We start from the raw sequence: 18688 nt of genomic DNA on the forward strand, positions 1-18688 counted from the left end.
GTGGTATCGGTGCACACCCGTGCAACGAAGGCGCGGCACACAGGGATGCGGGTGCACATTGCTCCGATCAGGTACCGGTGCTCCGATCGGGTTGTGGATCAGGTGCCGGTGAGGGGCATCGTCGCGCCGACGAGCAGGCCGCGCCCGGCGGCCTGCACCAGCGCCTCGCCGAGCAGGTCCTCGCGCGGCTGCCGCCCGATCGCGCCGGCGGGCGCGGCGTACACCAGCACCTCCTGCTCCTTCGCCGCGGTGGCCCGCCAGCCGTCCGAGACGTGCAGCGGCTGGTGCGCCTGCCACCAGGCGGTCGGCGGCTGACCGGCGGTGCCGGGCTGCATCACGGCGTGCAGGCGGCCGGCGACGAGCAGCACGGACCAGCCGGGCACCGGCGCCGGGGCCTTGCCCATGTCCATCACGGGCAGGAAGCCGCTCTCGATGAGCAGCGGCAGGAAGTCGTCCCCGGGGCCCTCGGAGCCGGGCCGGACGACGGGCGCGGTGGGCTCCACGACCAGCGCGGAGCGGGCGTCCTCGCCGCACATCACCAGCCCGCAGGTGACACCGAGCACCGCCTGCGCTGCGCCGTGTTCGCCGCCGCCGGGTGCCGGAGCGACGGGGGCCGCGGGGGGCTCGGCTGTGGCGGGAGGCACGGCTGCAGGGGAGACGGCGTCGGGGGAGGCGGCGGCAAGGGAGACGGCGTCCGGAGAGGCGGCGTCGGGGGAGACGGCGGGGCCGGCGGAGACGGGGACCGGCGGCGCGGGGGAGGCCGCGGGGGCGGGGACGGCGGGGGAGTGCGGTGTTACGGCGGCGGGGGGCGGGGCCTGCGCCGGTCCCCCGTCCGCGGTGATCGACCGTACGGCGCCCAGCAGTTGGTCCTCGGAGACCGGGACGACCTGCGAGGGGATGCAGGTGGCGTGGGCGAAGGCGAGCACCGCGGTCTCCTCCCCCACGAAGAGGACGGTGCTCGTCTGCTCCCGCGCGGAGTCGCCGGGGGCGCGGCAGGAGGTGCAGTCGTACGTGCCGGGGGAGGACTCGCCGGTGACGAGCCGGTCCGCCTCCTCGTCGCCGATCTCGCGGCGTACGGCGTCGCTCACGTCGAGCATGCTGGGCACGAGTCGCTCCTCGGTGTCGTGGTGCGTGTTCATCTGGGCACAACGGGCGACCTGTGTGCGGAGTCACGCCCGCGGCGGCGATTGACGGAACAGGGCGTACGGACCGTAGGGAGCCGGTCGGAAATTCTCACTGTGGGTCAACTGATGTGCGAATCACCGCCGTTGGTGCCGTGAGACGAGCCACAGCGCGATCGAAGATTTGCCAGACAAAGCCGGATTTGGCCGGCATCAAAGCCTGTCCGGTATTGATCGATACCCGAGGTAACCGGCAACTGGCCTCGAATGACGGGGTCTCGGTCCTCGCCACCGCCGCGCCGGCGGGCGCCGCGGACAGCGCGGTGTGGGACCGTATAGCGCAGTGCGAGAGCGGCGGCGACTGGAGCATCAACACCGGCAACGGCTACTACGGCGGGCTGCAGTTCGCCGCCGCCACGTGGGAGGCGTACGGCGGCACCGCCTACGCCGCCACCGCGGACCGGGCCACCCGGGAGCAGCAGATCGCCATCGCCACGAAGGTGCAGGCCGCGCAGGGGTGGGGCGCCTGGCCGCACTGCTCCGTCGAGGCCGGCGCGTCGGGCGGGGCGCCCGCGGTGGCGCAGCCTTCGGAGCCGCGTACGGAGTCCCGCGCGGACCGCGGCGCGGGGCGGCGGCAGCCGCTGAAGCGCGGCGACGGCAACTACACCGTCACGACCGGCGACACCCTCAGCCGTATCGCCGCCGCGCACGGCACGCCGTGGCGCGAGGTCTACGAGGCCAACCGCGACGTCATCGGCGACGACCCCGACGTCATCCTGCCGGGCCAGCGGCTGCACGTCTGACGGGCCCCGGCGGACTCACCGGACGCCCGCGCTCCACGGCGCCCCCGACTCCCCGGGCTCGCCGCTGAACACCACGTTGCCGCGGCGGAGTTCGTGCACCACCGCCGCCGCGGTCGCCAGGCCGGGCGGCAGGCTCTGCTCCGCGACGACGACGGTGGCGGCGAGCCCGCCGAGCAGTTCGTACGTACGGGCCGCCACCGCGGCCGACATCCCCTGGCCCGGCTCGTCGAGCAGGACGAGCCGGGCGGGGGACAGCAGCGCGCGGGAGACGGCCAGCATCCGCTGCTCGCCGCCCGAGAGGGTGCCCGCGCGGTGCGTCAGCAGCCGCGCCAGCTCCGGGTACGCGGCCAGCGCGGGCCCGGTGCCGCCGTCGCGGGCGGCGAGGCGCAGGTTCTCCGCGACGGTCAGCGAGCCGAACACGGCGCGCACCTCCGGCGTCAGCGACAGCCCGCGGCGGGCGCGGGCGTACGCGGGCATCCGCGTGACGTCCTCGCCGCGCCACACCACGCGGCCGCTGGCCAGCGGCACGGTCCCGGCGAGGGCGCGCAGCGCGGTCGTACGGCCGGAGCCGTTGCGGCCGAGCAGCACGGTGAGCCGGCCGGCCGGCACGGCGAGGTCGACCCCGTGCAGGGCCTCCAGGGGTCCGTAGCGGACCCGCGCGCGGTGCAGGGCGATCTCGACGCTCACGGCGCCTCCGCGGGTGCGCCGGCCGTGGCGGTCGCGGCGAGTACGCCGGCGGCGGTGCCGGAGGCGACGATGCGGCCGGCGGCCATCGCGTAGACGGCGTCGGCGAGTTCGCCGACGAGTTCGAGGTCGTGCTCGACGACCAGCAGGGCCATGCCGTCGGCGGCGAGGGCGCGCAGGATGCGTACGAGCGCGGCCGTCTCGGCGAGGTCGAGGCCGGCGGCGGGCTCGTCGAGCAGCAGCACGCGGGGGCCGCCGGCGAGCGCGCGGCCGATCTCGACCCGGCGGAGGGTGCCGGTGGGCAGGTCGGCGGCGGGCGTGTCGCGCAGCGGCCCGTCGAGGCCGAGGAGGCGCAGCGCGCGGTCGGCGGCCCCGGGGTCGCGGGCACGGCCCTGCTCGGCGCCGACGCCGACGTTCTCGGCGACGGTGAGGGAGGGAAAGACGGCGGGCTGCTGAAACGTCCGCGCCAGCCCGAGCCGGTTCCGCACATGCGCACTGCGCCGGGTCACGTCCCGCCCGTCGAGCACCACCCGCCCTGCGCGCGGCCGGAGGGTCCCGGCGAGACAGTGGAACAGGGTGGACTTCCCGGCCCCGTTGGGCCCGACGAGGGCGGTGACCTGCCCGGGAGGGACGCGGAGGTCGACGCCGGAGAGCACGGAGAAGTCCCCGTACGAAACAGCAACGCCCCGCGCGACGAGCCCCCCGCGGTCGCCTGCGGCGGACGCCGCGGGTGTACGGAGCCGGCCACGGACCGCGGCGGCCCGTCGGCGGGGCCCGGCTTCGCCGCCCGGCACCGGCGGGTCTCCGCCCGCACCGGGCCCGGGAACGTTCCGCCGGTCGACGCGGCCGGTGTCCCCGGGCTCCGGGTTGGAGGGCTCGGGGTTTTCCGGGTCGGGCCCGGTGTCGCCGTGCGGTGGTTGCGGGGCTTCGCGTGTGCCGGGTGCGGGTGTGGTCCGGGGGGTGTCGTTCCGTGCGTGCCCCGGCTCTTCGGCCGCCGGTCCGTGGCGCGCGGGACCCGCGTCTTCGGCGCCGGACTCCGGGGCGCCGCGGGCGGGCCGCGCGGCGTTGCCCGCGCCGGGGCCGGGTGCGTCGCGTTCGTCGGCGCCCCCCGCGCGCCTCGCCGCCCCCGCCGGAGGCGGGGCGGCGGCGCCCGTCGCCCGCGGCGAAGGCACCGGGAGGTCCGGGGCCCCCGCGGGGCGGGGGGCGGGGCTCACGACCCCGCTGGCTGTACGTACCGGTGGCGGCCCGGCATCGGCTGTCCCCGGCGGTGGGCCTCCGGCGACGGCGGCTCCCGGCGGAGCCGGAGGCGGTGCCGCACTCGTGACCCCCGCCGGAGGCGGCTCTGCAGCCCCGGCCCGCGCCGGGGGCACTGCCGCACCCGCGCCCCCCGCCGGAGGTGGGTTCCGCGTCAGGCCGGCGCGGACCCGCGCCCCCCGCGGGGTCAGCCGGCGGGGGCGTAGCCGGGCGGTTGCCGCCCGGTGCAGGGCCTCGTACAGGCCGCCCGGGAAGCGGCCTAGGAGGACTGCCAGGACGCCGATGACCGCCGCCGCCATCCCGCCGCGGGTGCCCGCGTCGAGACCCACCAGCAGGGCCGCCGCCAGCAGCGCGCCCAGCATGCTGTCCGCGCCCACCACGACCACCGCCGCGAACCACAGCAGGCTCCGTACCGGGTCGAAGGCGTTGGGGTCGAACGCGCGGGCGCCCATGGCCAGCATGCCGCCGCCCAGGGCCGCCAGCGCGGCGCCCGCCGCGAAGGCGGCGACCTTCAGTGACGGCACCGCCACCCCCGCCGCCGCGGCGCCCGACTCGTGGTCCCGCATCGCCGCCAGCGCGCGGCCGGGGCGGCCCCCGCGCAGGGCCCGGACCGCCGTCACCGCGCCGGCGAGCAGCAGCAGTTCGAGTACGTAGAACGCCCGGTCCCCGGTGAAGCCCGCGGGGCGGCCCAGCGTCAGGCCCGACGTCGCGTAGGGCTGCGCGAAGACGAAGCGGCTCACCGCCACCCCGACCGCCAGCGTGACCAGCGCAAGCGCCAGGCCCTGCCGCCGGATCGCCGGATACCCCGTGAGCAGCCCCAGCGGCGCCACCAGCAGCACCGCGACACCCAGCGCCGGCAGCTCGGGCAGGGCGGCCGGCAGCCCCGGGAACCGCCCCGCCGCCAGCAGCGCCGTGAACAGCGCCCCCAGCCCCGCGTACGCCGCCTGCCCCAGCGAGACCTGGCCGCCGCGCCCCGTGACGACCACCAGCGACAGCAGCACCACCGCCAGCGCCGGCACCTGCACCGACGTGGTCAGGTCGGAGCCCGCGAAGCCCAGCGGCAGCAGGAACAGCACCCCGGCGACCAGCCAGGTCCGCCCGTCGCCGGCCGCCGAGTCCAGCGTGTCGGCGGGGACCCGCAGGAAGGCGTCGCCGGCCCCCGTCCAGAGCCGCGGCAGCGCCAGCGCCGCCACCAGCAGCAGCACCGCGAAGAGGTTCGCGCCCAGGGCCTGCACCACCTGCTCGCCCCAGCCCTCCGGGTGGAGCCGGGTCAACTGCGCCTGCCCCACGCCGACCGCCAGCGCCACCGCCACGACCGCCGGCAGGCTCCGCAGCCCGGCCGCGACCGCGACCCCGATGACGGCCATCACCAGCAGCGGCAGCCCGTACGGGTCCAGGCGGTACTCCGGTGCCAGCAGCACGCCCGTGACGCCCGCGGTGAACGTGCCGAACGCCCAGCCGGTGTCGGCGACCCGGTCGGCGTCGATGCCGCTGAGCGCGGCGAGCCGGCGGTTGTCGACCACCGCGCGCAGCTCGCGCCCGAACCGGCTCCACCGCGTGAGCGCCGCGACCGAACCGGCCAGCGCCACCGCCGTGCCGAGCTGCACCCACGGGTCGGACGGCAGCAGTTCGGGCGCGTCCGTCCGCGCGCCCGTACCCCACAGAAGCCCCGCCGCACCCATCAGCAGCACGAACACCCCGAGCGACGCCACCAGCGCCTGCGCCCCGCCCGCGCCCGCCCCGCTCGACTGCAGCACCGACAGCGGCCGGAAGACGAACCGCCCCATGAGCAGCCCGATGCCGGGGGCCACGACGAGCAGGCTGACGGCCGCCGCCGCCCACAGCGGCCAGTCCCAGCCGACGGCGAGCTGGCGCATGACGTACGCGGTGAACATCGCGACCGCGCCGTGCGCCAGGTTGAGCACCCCGGTCGCGCGGTACGTGACGACGACACCGATGCCGGTGAGCGCGGCGGCACTGCCCACCGCGAGCCCGGCCAGCGTCAGTTCGTACGTGAGCGACACCTCACGCCTCCGCCGCGGCCCCGCCCGCGGGGCCCGGCTCGCAGACCGGGCAGGGGGTCAACGCCCCTGTCCCGCTTCCTTCGCCGCCTGCTTGTGCGGGATCCGCGGAATCCGCGGGATCCGCGACCGGTACGGCGCCGGGCTTGCCGGCGGCCAGGGGGCAGTCGGGACGGTGGTAGAGCGTCCCGCCGGGCACCGCCAGGTACGGGGCGCTCCCGCCGTCCGCCGCCGCGGCCCCGGCGCCCGGCCGGTCCCCGGCCCCGTCCCCGGCCTCGTCACTGTCCGCCGCCACCAGCAGCCCGTACAACTCCTCCACCCGCGCCGCCGCAAGGCCCTGGTCGCCGCGCGACAGCAGCACCGCCCCGGCGACGATCAACGCCGCCCCGGGGATCGTGCAGGACGCCAGATACGGGATCTGCCGCTCGGCGAACCGCTCGCCGGACACCCCGTACCAGCCGACGGCACACAGCACGGCCCCGGCGGCGAGCGCGGCCCAACTGCCCCACTGCAGGGCCAGGGCCTTCAGCGAGTGCCCGCGCCCCGGGCCGGTTTGCCACATTCTGCCCCCTGTGCATCTCTGCTGCCTGGGAGGCACTATGCCGTGTGTGGTTCTCCTGCGCAGGAGGGCGTACGGATCGGCGGGACACTCGACCATGACGACGTTCAGGGGTGAGGACGGATGACCCGAGGAGCACGCACGCGCAGCGCCGCGTTGCTCGCCGCGGCGATACTGCTCACGGGGCTGGGCGCGGCCGGCTGCGGGGACGACGGCGGCGGCGCGGACACGCCGGAGAAGAAGCCGAGCGTGCAGGCGTCCGAGAGCAGCCCCGCCGCGGCGGAGAGCGAGGCCGCGGACGGCGGCTCCGACGGCGCGGGCGGCGCGGAACCGGCCGACCCCGCGGCGGCGGAGAAGGAGATCGAGGAGAACTGGACGACGTTCTTCTCGCCGGACTCCGACGCCGACGCGAAGCTGGCGGTGCTGGAGGACGGCGAGGCGATGCGCCCGCTGATGGTGGCGTTCTCCGACGACGAGCGCTGGAAGCAGGTGGGCGCGAAGGTCACCGAGGTGGAGTTCGGCTCCGCCGAAGAGGCGGACGTGACGTACGACATCGCGCTCAAGGGACAGACGGTCGTGCCCGGCGCCACGGGTGTCTCGGTGCTGCAGGACGGCGAGTGGAAGGTGTCGAAGCGGGCGATCTGCACGCTCGTCGAGATGAGCGGGTCGCCGGGCCCCGGGTGCTGAGGTGACCAGGCCGGGGGGTGCCGCGCTGGCGGTGACTGCGGTGACCGTGCTGCTGCTGACCGCGGCGTGCGGCAGCCGGGTGCCCGAGAGCGAGTTCACCGAGCGGCCGGCGGCCGGGGACGGCGCCGCCGCGCCGTCGGGCGAGGCGCGCGGGGAGCCGGTCAGGGTCGGCGTCATCGCCAGCGAGACGAGCCCGGTGGGCGACGCGTTCAGCGGGCCGCAGGACGGCGCGCGGGCGTACTTCGCGGCGCTGAACGCGCGCGGCGGCGTCAACGGCCGCCCCGTGGAGGTCCTCACCTGCGACGACGGCGGCAGCGGCCTGGGCAACAGCGACTGCGTACGCGAACTGGTGCGGGGGGAGAAGGTGTTCGCTCTCGTCGCCACCACCTCGCTGAACTACGCCGGCGCCCCGCAGGTCAGCGAGGCAGGTGTGCCGGACGTCGGCGGCCAGCCGATCGGGGCCGCGTACGAGACGTATCCGCACCTGTACGGCATCTACGGCAGCCGCGCCCCGCGCACCGGCGGCGAGGCCGGCTGGGACGGCGACCTGTACGGCGGCACCGAGGTCTACCGCTACTTCAAGCGGGAGCACGGCGCCCGCACGGCCGCCGTCGTCTCGTACAACCAGGCGGCCTCGGCCTCGTACGCCCGCAGCGTGACCAGTGGGCTCAAGGCCGAGGGCTACGACGTCGTCACCGAGCAGGTCGACTTCTCGCTGCCGAACTTCGACGCGGTCGCCGCCGACCTGCGCGCCCGCGGTGTCGACCTGGTCTTCGACGCCGTCGACACCGGCGGCAACGCCAAGCTGTGCCAGGCGCTCGACGAGGCCGGCGTGGAGCTGACCGCGAAGGTCACCAACGTGCAGAACTGGAACTCCGGCGTCCCGGAGGACTTCGCGGACGCCGAGCGCTGCCGCAACTCCCTCTGGGTCACGGGCTCCAGCCGCAACTACGAGGACGTGGACGACCCGGCGGTCAAGGCGTTCCGCGACGGCATGGACCGGTACGCGGACACCGGCACGCGCGCGCAGTGGCAACTGGAGGGCTGGGCCGCGGCGATGTGGTTCGCGGACGCGGCGACGTCGTGCGGGGCGGAGCTGACGCGGGAGTGCGTCGAGGACTTCATGGCGCGCACCGAGCCGTACGACGCGGACGGGCTGCTGCTGCCCACCCGCTTCGAGCAGGCGGCCGAGCCGCCCGAGACCCGGCGCACGTGCGTGTCGGCGGCCCGCTGGCAGGACGACGCGAACGACGGCGCCGGCGGCTGGGTCAGCCAGGGGGAGATGACGGAGAACTGCTTCACGGTGCCACAGCTCCCGTACCGGCCCTGACCTCCTGTGGTGCCGTCCGCGGGCGGCTGCGCGACCGGCCCGGCCGCGGTCCCGCCGGGCCGCGCCCCGCGCCCTCTACCCGGGCTGCCGCTCGGGCTGCCGCCCGGGCTCTCGTTCGGGCTGGCTGCGCTGCTCCTGCGGTACGGCGTAGGGGTGGTGCAGGTCGAAGGCCGGCGACTCGGAGCGGATCCGCGGCAGGGTGGTGAAGTTGTGCCGCGGCGGCGGGCAGGAGGTGGCCCACTCCAGGGAACGGCCGAAGCCCCACGGGTCGTCCACGTCGACCTTCCGGCCCTCCTTCGCCGTGCGCCACAGGTTGTACAGGAACGGCAGCGTGGAGGTGCCCAGCAGGAAGGAGCCGATGGTGGAGACCGTGTTGAGCGTGGTGAAGCCGTCGGCGGCCAGGTAGTCCGCGTACCGCCTGGGCATGCCCTCCACGCCCAGCCAGTGGTGCACCAGGAACGTGACGTGGAAGCCGATGAACAGGGTCCAGAAGTGGATCTTCCCCAGCCGCTCGTCCAGCATCTTCCCGGTGAACTTCGGCCACCAGAAGTAGAAGCCCGCGAAGGTCGCGAACACCACCGTCCCGAAGACCACGTAGTGGAAGTGGCCGACGACGAAGTACGTGTCCGTGACGTGGAAGTCCAGCGGCGGCGAGGCCAGCAGCACGCCCGTCAGCCCGCCGAAGAGGAAGCTGACCAGGAACCCGATCGCCCACAGCATCGGCGTCTCGAACGACAGCGAGCCGTTCATCATCGTGCCGATCCAGTTGAAGAACTTCACCCCCGTGGGCACCGCGATCAGGAACGACAAGACGGAGAAGAACGGCAGCAGCACCGCCTGGGTGGCGAACATGTGGTGCGCCCAGACGACGACCGACAGACCCGTGATCGCCACGGTGGCGCCCACCAGCATCACGTAGCCGAAGATCGGCTTGCGGGAGAAGACCGGGATGATCTCGCTGATGATGCCGAAGAACGGCAGCGCGATGATGTAGACCTCCGGGTGGCCGAAGAACCAGAACAGGTGCTGCCACAGCAGCGACCCGCCCACCGACCCCTCGAAGACGACCGAGCCGAACCGCCGGTCCGACTCCAGCACCAGCAGCGACGCCGCCAGCACCGGGAACGCCATCAGGACGAGGATCGAGGTGAACAGGATGTTCCAGGTGAAGATCGGCATCCGGAACACCGTCATGCCGGGCGCGCGCATCCCGATGATCGTGGTGAGGAAGTTGACCGCGCCCAGGATCGTGCCGAAGCCCGCCAGCGCCAGCCCCATGATCCACAGGTCCGGGCCCAGGCCGGGGGAGCGCACCGGGCCGTTCAGCGGCGCGTACGCGAACCAGCCGAAGTCCGCGGGCCCGCTCGGCGTGAGGTAGCTGCTCAGCACGATCAGCCCGCCGAAGAGGAACAGCCAGTACGACAGCATGTTCAGCCGCGGGAAGGCCACGTCGGGGGAGCCGATCTGCAGCGGCATGATCTCGTTGGCGAACCCGGCGAACGTCGGCGTGGCGAAGAGCAGCAGCATGATCGTGCCGTGGATCGTGAACGACTGGTTGAACTGCTCGTGGCTGAGCAACTGCATCCCCGGCCGGGCCAGCTCCGCCCGCATCACCAGCGCGAGCAGGCCGGCGAAGAGGAAGAAGGCGAACGCGGTGATCAGATAGAGGTGCCCGATCTTCTTGTGGTCCGTGGTGGTCAGCCAGTCGACGACGACCGCGCCGTGCCGTCGGGGGCGCGGGGGAGCAGGTGCCGGTGCCGGTGCCGCCTGTGTCGTCCCCATCGCCTCTGCACCTTCCGCTCGTAGGTCACGTGTGACGACGCGCGCGTCCACGGCACGACGGTGCCACCGGTGTGCGGATCCGACGCGCTACGCGCGTTCGCCCGGTGTGTCGCGGCAGCGGCCCGGAGGTTTTATGCGGAGCTGACACCGGGCATCGCTGCCAAGGGGAAATCCGGTGAATTTCAGAGGGCCCGGCAGGTAAACAGCAGGTGCGATTAGCGGCGGGGCCCCGCAATTCCCCGACAGCCCGTCAGAAGATGCCTCTCGGATGCCTGTAGGGGCCCTCATGCGGGCCGTCCGGCGGCCGGCGGGCGCTGTGACAGAAGTGTGACCCGCGGTGAACAGGGCGGGGACATCCCCGTGGTCCGAGGCCCTACCGCGGCCGTGACCTGGGGCATAGCGTGGGTGCCATGGCGACTCCACCGAACCTGCCGCCCCCGTCCTCGAACCCCGACGACGATCCCGAGAGCTACGTCGGCCTGGCCGCCGCCGACGCGGAGGAACGGGCCAGGGGCCGCGGCTGGACCACGGTCCGCCCGCTGCCCCCGGGGGCCATCATCACCATGGAGTTCATGGGCGGACGGCTCAACTTCACCGTCCAGGACGGCCGGGTCACGCGCTGCTGGGTCGGGTAGCGCGGGTCAGCCGCCCGTGCGCGCCTGCGGCCGGCCGCCGGGGCGGTCGGACTGCGGCGGGCGGCGGTGGCCGGCCGGGGTGACGGGAGGCCGCTCGTGCCGCGCGGGGTGCGGGCGCGGCGCCAGGGGCGGCCAGGCGTCGGTCCGGGCGGCCGTGCCCGAGCCGGAGCTGACGCGGGCCATCTCCCGGGTGGTCTGCGCGCTGGCGCCGGTGGGGCGCTGCGAGACGATCGACACGCGCGTGGCCAGCGGGGAGAGCGAGGCCGGCGCGGGCGGGCCGGCGGCCGGGGAGCCGCGCAGCCGGTCGAGCAGGCGCAGCAGCCAGGCCTCCGCGTGGGCCACGCCGGGTTCGAACCAGGGCAGGGCCAGAAGGACGAGCAGGCCGGCGACCCAGCCGAGCAGCACGTCGCTCAGCCAGTGCGTACCGAGGTAGACGGTCGTGCCGCCGACGCCCAGCGCCACCATCGCGCAGACCACGGAGGCGGTCCTGCGGGCTCGCGGCGTCGTCGCCAGATAGGCCACGACTCCCCAGGTCACAACGGCGTTCGCGGTGTGTCCCGAAGGGAATATATCGCCGCCCGCCCACATCTCGTTCGAGCCGATCTCGGTGGCGTAGTGCGGGCCGAGCCGGCCCATGCCGATCTTCGCCGCCCCGACCGTCACGTTCAGCAGGAGCAGCGAGCCGGCCAGCATGAGCAGCGGGCGCAGGGTGTGCTGCCGCCAGGCGGACCAGGCGAGCCAGGCCAGCACGGCGACGGCGGTGGGGGCGCGTTGGCCGAGGACCACGAAGTAGTCCAGGAAGGCGTGGAACTCCGGCCACTGCTTGTACGGCCGGAAGAGCATCAGCTGCCAGTCGAGCTGCACCAGCCACGACGTGGTCACCACGGCCGCGACGATCGCCGCGTAGACGGCCAGCGACGACCAGAACAGCCACAGCCGGGTCCTGGTCATGCGCGGCCGGCGGCCGCCGTGTGTGATCGGACGCTCCGCTCCCCGCGGACGTCTCTCTTCGGTACGCACAGAATCGACGCTACATGGCCAACTGCCGTGGATTGACCAATCGGCCGGATCTGTAATGCCGATGTGATGTGGACGGTGTCGTCAACGGCACTTACCCCACCGCCTTTTCAGGACTCATGTCTTCCGCTTTCTGGGAATATCTGAGTGCGGCCAATCGGTCAATTGTTTTTCGCGCTCCTCCGTTTATCGGAGATTCGCCGTGCCGTTGCGGACCGTTCGCCTGGCGGGCGTCCCGGCCGCTGGGGGTGTGACGGGCGTCACATGTCGTGCGCAAAGCCCTCAACCAGTGACTTCCCGGACCGGGGGCGGGCAATCATGGCACGTCGTCGAACCGGTTCCGGCACGAGGAGGACACGAGGGGGACACGAGGAGGCGTGAAGGGGTACGAGGAGGACGAGAAGTGGACAAGAAGGGTCAGTCTCTGCCGCAACCGGTAGCGCCGTCACCTCAACGGGTAGTGCCGCCACCTGCGTCCGGAGGACTCGCGTACGCTGTCGACTCGCGCGAGTCCGGGAGGTGCGTAGATGTCAGGGACGGCCACGGCCACGAGCCCGCCGCGGGACGTTCCCGGTCTCCGCGGCGACGGCGCCGGACGCTGGACCGTGCTGGCCGTCCTCTGCTCCAGCCTGCTGCTCGTCGCGCTTGACGCCACCGTCCTGCACGTCGCCGTCCCCGCGCTCACCGAGGACCTCAAGCCCGGTGCCGTTGACCTGCTGTGGATCGTGGACGCCTACCCCCTCGTCGCCGCCTCCCTGCTGATCCTCTTCGGCACCCTCGGCGACCGCGTGGGCCGCCGCCGCGTGCTGCTCCTCGGCTACGCGATCTTCGGCCTGGCCTCCGCGCTCGCCGCCGCGGCGAGCGACCCGCACGTGCTGATCGCCGCCCGCGCCCTCCTCGGCGTCGGCGGCGCCATGATCATGCCGGCCACGCTGTCGATCCTGCGCCAGGTCTTCCCCGACCGCCGCGAGCGCGCCGCGGCCATCGGGCTGTGGAGCGCCACCGCCGCCGTGGGCGCGGCCGTCGGGCCGCTGCTCGGCGGCTTCCTGCTGGAGCACTTCTGGTGGGGCTCGGTCTTCCTGGTCAACATCCCGCTGATGGTGATCGCCGTGCCGGTGGGCCGCTGGCTGCTGCCGGAGTCCACCGCCGAACGGTCCGGCCCCTGGGACGTCCTCGGCGCGCTGATCGCGGCCCTCGGCCTCTTCGGCGTCGTCCTGGCGCTGAAGCAGGCCGGCGCCGGCGAGGGGCCGCTGCACCCGGCCGTCGTCGTACCGCTGCTCGTGGGCGGCGCGCTGCTCGTCCTCTTCGTCCGCAGGCAGCGCCGCCGCACCCACCCGCTCGTCGACTTCGAGGTCATCTCCTGCCGCTCCTTCGGCACCGCCGTCGGCTGCATCGTGCTCGCGCTGCTCGCCCTGGTGGGGCTGCAACTCGTCGCCGTGCAGTACATGCAGCTCGTCCTCGGCCTGAGCCCGCTGCAGACCGGGCTGCGGCTGATCCCGCTGACCGTCGCCGCCGTGGCCGCGGGCCTCGCGGGCTCCCGGATGGTCGCCAGGCTCGGCCCGCGCCTCATGGTCGCGCTGGGCTTCCTGCTCACCGCCGTCGCCGTCACCGGGCTGATCTCCCTGGGCGAGGAGGACCGGCCGCTGGTGCTGTGCGCGGGCTTCGTGCTGCTGGGGTACGGGCTGGAGACGACCATCTTCGGTGCGTACGAGTCGATGCTCAGCGAGACGCCCGCGGAGCAGGCGGGCGGGGTCGCGGCCATCGGCGAGACCTCGTACCAGCTCGGCGCGGGCATCGGCATAGCGCTGCTCGGCAGCGTCATGAACGCCGTCTACCGCCCCGCGCTCGGCACCGTGCCCGGCGTGCCGTCGAGCGCGACCGACGCGGCGGGCAACTCGCTGGGCGAGGCGTACGAGACCGCGGGCGAGCTGGGCGGCGCCGCGGGCGCCACGCTGCGGGACGCCGCGCGGGACGCGTTCGTCCAGGGCATGCACGTCGCGCTGGCCGTCAGCGCCGGGCTGCTGCTGCTCGGGGCGCTCACGGCGCTGCGGCTGCCGCGGTCGATGGAGTGCGGGGAGCCGGGCAGGGCCGGCGCCGGTCCGGCGAAGAGCGCCGGTGAGGCGGCGGGCGCCGGGCGGGTGGCCCCGGCCCGGGTGCGGCGCGAGCGGCGCCCGGCGGACGGCGTACCGGACGGCGGCGCCCCGGCGCGGAAGTGGAGCGCGGGGCGCGGGCGCGTACGGCGTGTGCAAGAGGTCACGCCGCACGTGGAGAGGCTGGACGGCGCCGAATACGCGCAAGTAGCGTCAGGCCGTGACCCCGACGGCCCGCCGGAGGACGACAACCATGCCCGCACGCACTACGCCGCCGTTCAACCCCGGCGATCCGCTCGGAGTTGACGACCTCCTCAGCCCCGAGGACATCGCCGTCCGCGACGCCGTCCGCACCTGGGCCGCCGACCGGGTGCTGCCGCACATCGCCGAGTGGTACGAGCGCGGCGAGCTGCCCGGCATCCGCGAACTGGCCCGCGAGCTGGGCTCGATGGGCGCCCTGGGCATGTCGCTGACGGGCTACGGCTGCGCCGGCGCCTCCGCCGTGCAGTACGGTCTTGCCTGCCTGGAGCTGGAGGCCGCCGACTCCGGCATCCGCTCGCTGGTCTCCGTGCAGGGCTCGCTCGCGATGTACGCCATCTGGCGCTTCGGCTCCGAGGAGCAGAAGCAGCAGTGGCTGCCGCGGATGGCCGCCGGCGAGGTCATCGGCTGCTTCGGCCTGACCGAGCCGGACCACGGCTCCGACCCGGCCGGGATGCGCGCGTACGCGAAGCGGGACGGCTCGGACTGGGTGCTGACCGGCCGCAAGATGTGGATCACCAACGGCTCGGTGGCCGGCGTCGCCGTCGTGTGGGCCCGTACCGACGAGGGCATCCGCGGCTTCGTCGTCCCCACCGACGCGCCCGGCTTCGCCGCGCCCGAGATCAGGCACAAGTGGTCGCTGCGTGCGTCGGTTACCGCCGAGCTGGTCCTCGACGAGGTGCGGCTGCCCGCCGACGCCGTGCTGCCGGAGGCCACCGGGCTGCGCGGCCCGCTGAGCTGCCTGACGCACGCCCGCTACGGGATCGTCTGGGGCGCCATGGGCGCGGCCCGGTCGTCCTTCGACGCGGCGCTTGAGTACGCCCGTACCCGCGAGCAGTTCGGCAAGCCCATCGGAGGCTTCCAGCTCACCCAGGCCAAGCTCGCCGACATGGCCGTCGAACTCCACAAGGGCGTGCTGCTCGCGCACCACCTCGGCATGCGGATGGACGCCGGCACGCTGCGCCCGGAGCAGGTCAGCTTCGGCAAGCTCAACAACGTCCGCGAGGCGATGGAGATCTGCCGGACGGCCCGCACGATCCTGGGGGCGAACGGCATCTCGCTGGAGTACCCGGTGATGCGGCACGCCACGAACCTGGAGTCGGTGCTGACGTACGAGGGCACGGTGGAGATGCACCAGCTCGTGCTGGGCAAGGCGCTGACGGGGCTGGACGCGTTCCGGGGCTGAGCCGTACGGCCCAGCCCCGGTCGCTGCCGCCTGCCGGCGGTCCCTGCTCAGCTCTGGTTGAAGAACCCGCCCTGCGTGGAGCGCGGCACCTCGCCCGGCACGATCGCGTACTCCGCGGGCGTCAGCAGGAACACCCGCGTGGCCACCCGCTCGATGGAGCCGCGCAGCCCGAAGGTCAGCCCCGCCGCGAAGTCGACGACGCGCTTGGCGTCGCCGGCCTCCAGCATCGTGAGGTTCACGATGACGGGGACTCCCTCGCGGAAGAGCTCGCCGATCCCGCGCGCGTCCCGGAACCCGTCCGGGGTCACGGTGGCGATCCGGCGCCCCTTCTCCTGGGCGACCTGGGACGCTACGCGCACGCGCGGGTCCGTCGTCCAGGCGGCGTCTTCCTGGGTGTCCGCGGTGTCGTCTTCGTACCCGTCGTAGTAGCGCTCGTCTTCGTTGTCGTCGACGAGGCCGAGCCAGGCACTAGCCCTGCGTACCGATCCCATGACGCCTCCTCCCTCTCCCGCGGCGTGGGCTGTCCCCGGAGCGGTCCGGGGATGTCTGTCCGCTCACCTATGGTCATCCATGATGCGGATGATGTGCCAATCAGATTGAGGGCACGCGCCGGGTTCGTGACAGTACTGGCACACAAACGACTGGCGGCACGTCAGAGTTCCCCCGGTCGAGGGGGCCTGACGGTGTGACAGGAGATTCCCGTGGGGCCGCACGGGTGTTTCGGCCTCCGCTCGGGTGGGTTCCCGCGCTGTTCGAGTGGTCGCCCGCGGGGCCGGGCCGGTCGGGCGGAGCCGGGGGCGTGAACGCGCAAACATGTGTCCGTGCCCACTTGTGCATTCCTGTCATCGTCTGAATACTCCCGGTAGCGCTTGTCAGGGGCACGACGAAAGCGAAGGGGCTGCACCCCCACGGCGGGGAGTACACGAACCCGGCCGGGCGAGCCCATCCGCGTTTTCTCCGTCCCCGTGGCTGCGCCTCACGGACCCGCTGGCCAGCGGGTCCCCGAGCACACTCGGAGGATTGAGTGAGGATCAAGCGCACACCCCCACTGAGCGGCACCAGGAAGCGACTGCGGCTGGTGGCCGCGCTCACCGCCGCCCTCGCCAGCACCGCGCTCGCGCTCCCGGCCGCGGGCGCCGCCCAGCAACCGGAGGGCTTCAGCGCCGCCACCCTGGCTAGAGCCGACGACGCCGTGCTGGCCGCCGACATCGGCGGCACCGCCTGGGGCGTCGACGAGAAGTCGGGCACCCTTGTCGTGAGCGTCGACGAGACCGTGACCGGCGCCGAGATCGCCCGGATCAAGCAGACCGCGGGCGCCGACGCCGACGCCCTGCGGATCGAGCGCATGAAGGGCAAGCTCCAGAACTACATCAACGGCGGCCAGGCGATCTACGCCTCGAGCTGGCGCTGCTCCCTCGGCTTCAACGTCCGCAACAGCAGCGGCACGTACTACTTCCTCACCGCCGGTCACTGCACCGACGGCGCGGGCACCTGGTACACCAACTCCGCCCGCACCACCACCATCGGCCCGACCGCCGGATCCAGTTTCCCGACGAACGACTACGGGCTGGTCCGCTACAGCAACACCTCCCTGGCCCACCCCGGCACCGTGAACCTCTACAACGGCACCAACCAGGACATCACCCGCGCTGCCAACGCGACCGTCGGCCAGTCCGTGCGGCGCAGCGGCTCCACCACCGGCGTCCACGGCGGGAGCGTCACGGCGCTCAACCAGACCGTGAACTACGGCGGCGGCGACGTCGTCTACGGCATGATCCGCACCAACGTGTGCGCCGAGCCCGGCGACTCCGGCGGCCCGCTGTTCTCCGGCACGACGGCCCTCGGCCTGACGTCCGGCGGCAGCGGCAACTGCTCCTCCGGCGGCACGACGTTCTTCCAGCCGGTCGTCGAGGCGCTGAACGCCTACGGGGTGAGCGTCTACTGACCCTGACGCACGGGGCCTGAGCGCCCCGGCCGCCGCCCCCGCCCGAAACCCCACCGGGCGGGGGCGGTGCGGCTTTGCGGAGCCGGCCCGGCTGCCCCGGCCCGGCACCCCCGGCCCGGCTGCCCCGGCTGCCGGGGCCGGGGCGCCCGGCGAAAACTGTCCGGGGCCGGCCGGCAGAGCTACCGTGGAGAGGTAACGGCCGACTGGTACGCGACGCAGGGAGCCGTGATGATCGAGGCACTGATCGCAGCGGTGGTGGTCATCGTCTGCCTCGGGGCCGTCTACGTGGTGGCGGGCGCCCGGGTGGTCAAGCAGTATGAGCGGGGGCTGGTCTTCCGGCTCGGCCGGCTCAGGCCCGGTATCCGCGACCCCGGCTTCGCGATGATCGTTCCGTTCGTCGACCGGATGCGCAAGGTCAACATGCAGATCGTGACCCTGCCCATCCCGGCCCAGGAGGGCATCACCCGCGACAACGTGACGGTCCGCGTCGACGCGGTCGTCTACTTCAAGGTCGTCGTCCCGGCCGACGCCGTCATCAAGGTCGAGGACTACCACTTCGCGGTCTCCCAGATGGCCCAGACCTCACTGCGGTCCATCATCGGCAAGAGCGACCTGGACGACCTGCTCTCCAACCGGGAGAAGCTCAATCAGGGCCTGGAGCTGATGATCGACAGCCCGGCGGTGGAGTGGGGCGTCACCATCGACCGGGTCGAGATCAAGGACGTGTCGCTGCCCGAGACGATGAAGCGCTCCATGGCCCGGCAGGCGGAGGCGGCGCGCGACCGGCGCGCGCGGGTCATCAACGCCGACGCGGAGCTGCAGGCGTCCCGGAAGCTGGCGCAGGCGGCGCGGCAGATGGCCGACCAGCCGTCGGCGCTGCAGTTGCGGCTGCTGCAGACGGTGGGGATGGTGGCGGCGGAGAAGAACTCGACGCTGGTGCTGCCGTTCCCGGTGGAGCTGCTGCGGTTCCTGGAGCGGGCGCAGTCGGGCGCTGCCGGGCAGCCGTCGCCCGCGGACGGCCCGGCCGCGGCGCCGCCGCCGGCGGTGGCCGGTGCGGGCGCGGGGGCGGACGCGGGCGGGGACGACGAGGTGCCGGCGCCGGTGGACCCGATCGACCCGCTGGGGGCGGTGGAGCGGGGGGAGCTGGGTGACCCCGTGGATCCGGTGGGCGGGGCGGAGGCCGTGGAGCCGGTGGAGCCGGGGGACGAGGGGGCTGCCGAGGAGCTGGAGCCGCCGCGGCGCCGGGCGGGGCCGGAGGGCTGACGGGCGGGGGTGCCGGTTCGTACGGGTGCGGTGTGCGGCGGTGCGGGGCGCCG

The 18688-nt window shown here is 74.0% G+C and carries 15 protein-coding genes; 8 read left to right on the top strand and 7 right to left on the bottom strand.

Going from position 1 to position 18688, the window contains the following annotated elements:
- Nucleotides 1-98: 98 nt before the first annotated feature.
- Nucleotides 99-1097 carry a DUF8842 C-terminal domain-containing protein gene (locus B124_RS27255; protein ID WP_496505647.1) on the bottom strand — a complete coding sequence of 333 codons (999 nt, stop codon included), beginning with the start codon at nt 1095-1097 and terminating at the stop codon, nt 99-101.
- Nucleotides 1098-1378: 281 nt separating this feature from the next.
- Here B124_RS27255 and B124_RS27260 point away from each other — a divergent pair, with 281 nt between their 5' ends.
- Entirely contained in the window at nt 1379-1924 is a 546-nt protein-coding gene (locus B124_RS27260; protein WP_496505648.1) for a transglycosylase family protein, read from the top strand.
- Nucleotides 1925-1939: 15 nt separating this feature from the next.
- Here the strand turns inward: B124_RS27260 and B124_RS27265 are convergent, their stop codons facing one another.
- From B124_RS27265 to B124_RS27275, 3 genes are read right to left on the bottom strand one after another with little or no spacing between them, the layout of a single operon-like run.
- Nucleotides 1940-2611, bottom strand: a complete 672-nt coding sequence (locus tag B124_RS27265) for an ABC transporter ATP-binding protein (RefSeq protein ID WP_496505618.1) — start codon at nt 2609-2611, stop codon at nt 1940-1942.
- Nucleotides 2608-5886 (bottom strand): ABC transporter permease subunit, encoded by a 3279-nt coding sequence (locus tag B124_RS27270; protein ID WP_496505619.1) that lies wholly within the window; start codon nt 5884-5886, stop codon nt 2608-2610. Before B124_RS27270 ends, B124_RS27265 begins: the two co-directional genes overlap by 4 nt.
- 1 nt (nt 5887) lies before the next feature.
- Nucleotides 5888-6358 (bottom strand): hypothetical protein, encoded by a 471-nt coding sequence (locus tag B124_RS27275; protein WP_496505649.1) that lies wholly within the window; start codon nt 6356-6358, stop codon nt 5888-5890.
- A 207-nt stretch (nt 6359-6565) separates the two neighbouring features.
- Here B124_RS27275 and B124_RS27280 point away from each other — a divergent pair, with 207 nt between their 5' ends.
- Together B124_RS27280 and B124_RS27285 are read left to right on the top strand one after the other, a co-directional pair.
- Nucleotides 6566-7129: an MTB12 C-terminal domain-containing protein gene (locus tag B124_RS27280; RefSeq protein WP_496505620.1), complete on the top strand. Its 564-nt coding sequence runs from the start codon at nt 6566-6568 to the stop codon at nt 7127-7129.
- 1 nt (nt 7130) lies between these two features.
- Nucleotides 7131-8459 carry an ABC transporter substrate-binding protein gene (locus tag B124_RS27285; protein WP_496505621.1) on the top strand — a complete coding sequence of 443 codons (1329 nt, stop codon included), beginning with the start codon at nt 7131-7133 and terminating at the stop codon, nt 8457-8459.
- A 75-nt stretch (nt 8460-8534) separates the two neighbouring features.
- On the opposite strand, the gene ctaD is transcribed toward B124_RS27285, so the two are convergent.
- Nucleotides 8535-10241, bottom strand: a complete 1707-nt coding sequence (gene ctaD, locus B124_RS27290) for an aa3-type cytochrome oxidase subunit I (protein WP_496505622.1) — start codon at nt 10239-10241, stop codon at nt 8535-8537.
- Between the two features lie 410 nt (nt 10242-10651).
- On the opposite strand from ctaD, the gene B124_RS27295 reads away from it, so the two are divergent.
- Complete coding sequence (locus B124_RS27295; RefSeq protein ID WP_496505623.1) at nt 10652-10876, top strand: I78 family peptidase inhibitor; 225 nt, start codon at nt 10652-10654, stop codon at nt 10874-10876.
- A 6-nt stretch (nt 10877-10882) separates the two neighbouring features.
- On the opposite strand, the gene B124_RS27300 is transcribed toward B124_RS27295, so the two are convergent.
- On the bottom strand, nt 10883-11827 hold the full coding sequence (locus B124_RS27300) for a phosphatase PAP2 family protein (RefSeq protein WP_496505624.1): 945 nt from the start codon (nt 11825-11827) through the stop codon (nt 10883-10885).
- Between the two features lie 593 nt (nt 11828-12420).
- Between B124_RS27300 and B124_RS27305 the strand changes: the two genes are divergently transcribed.
- The gene (locus tag B124_RS27305; RefSeq protein ID WP_496505625.1) at nt 12421-14289 is read left to right on the top strand and encodes an MFS transporter; all 1869 of its coding nucleotides are present in this window, start codon (nt 12421-12423) and stop codon (nt 14287-14289) included.
- Nucleotides 14237-15427, top strand: a complete 1191-nt coding sequence (locus tag B124_RS27310) for an acyl-CoA dehydrogenase family protein (protein ID WP_496505626.1) — start codon at nt 14237-14239, stop codon at nt 15425-15427. The genes B124_RS27305 and B124_RS27310 overlap by 53 nt, the downstream gene beginning before the upstream one ends.
- A 47-nt stretch (nt 15428-15474) precedes the next feature.
- Here B124_RS27310 and B124_RS27315 read toward each other — a convergent pair whose 3' ends face one another.
- Complete coding sequence (locus B124_RS27315; protein WP_496505627.1) at nt 15475-15918, bottom strand: cell division protein SepF; 444 nt, start codon at nt 15916-15918, stop codon at nt 15475-15477.
- 533 nt (nt 15919-16451) lie between these two features.
- Here B124_RS27315 and B124_RS27320 point away from each other — a divergent pair.
- Both B124_RS27320 and B124_RS27325 read left to right on the top strand, forming a co-directional pair.
- Nucleotides 16452-17372: a S1 family peptidase gene (locus B124_RS27320; protein WP_496505628.1), complete on the top strand. Its 921-nt coding sequence runs from the start codon at nt 16452-16454 to the stop codon at nt 17370-17372.
- A gap of 228 nt (nt 17373-17600) precedes the next feature.
- Nucleotides 17601-18635: a slipin family protein gene (locus tag B124_RS27325; RefSeq protein ID WP_496505629.1), complete on the top strand. Its 1035-nt coding sequence runs from the start codon at nt 17601-17603 to the stop codon at nt 18633-18635.
- Nucleotides 18636-18688: the final 53 nt, after the last annotated feature.

It is taken from the genome of Streptomyces sp. CNP082 (assembly GCF_059570535.1).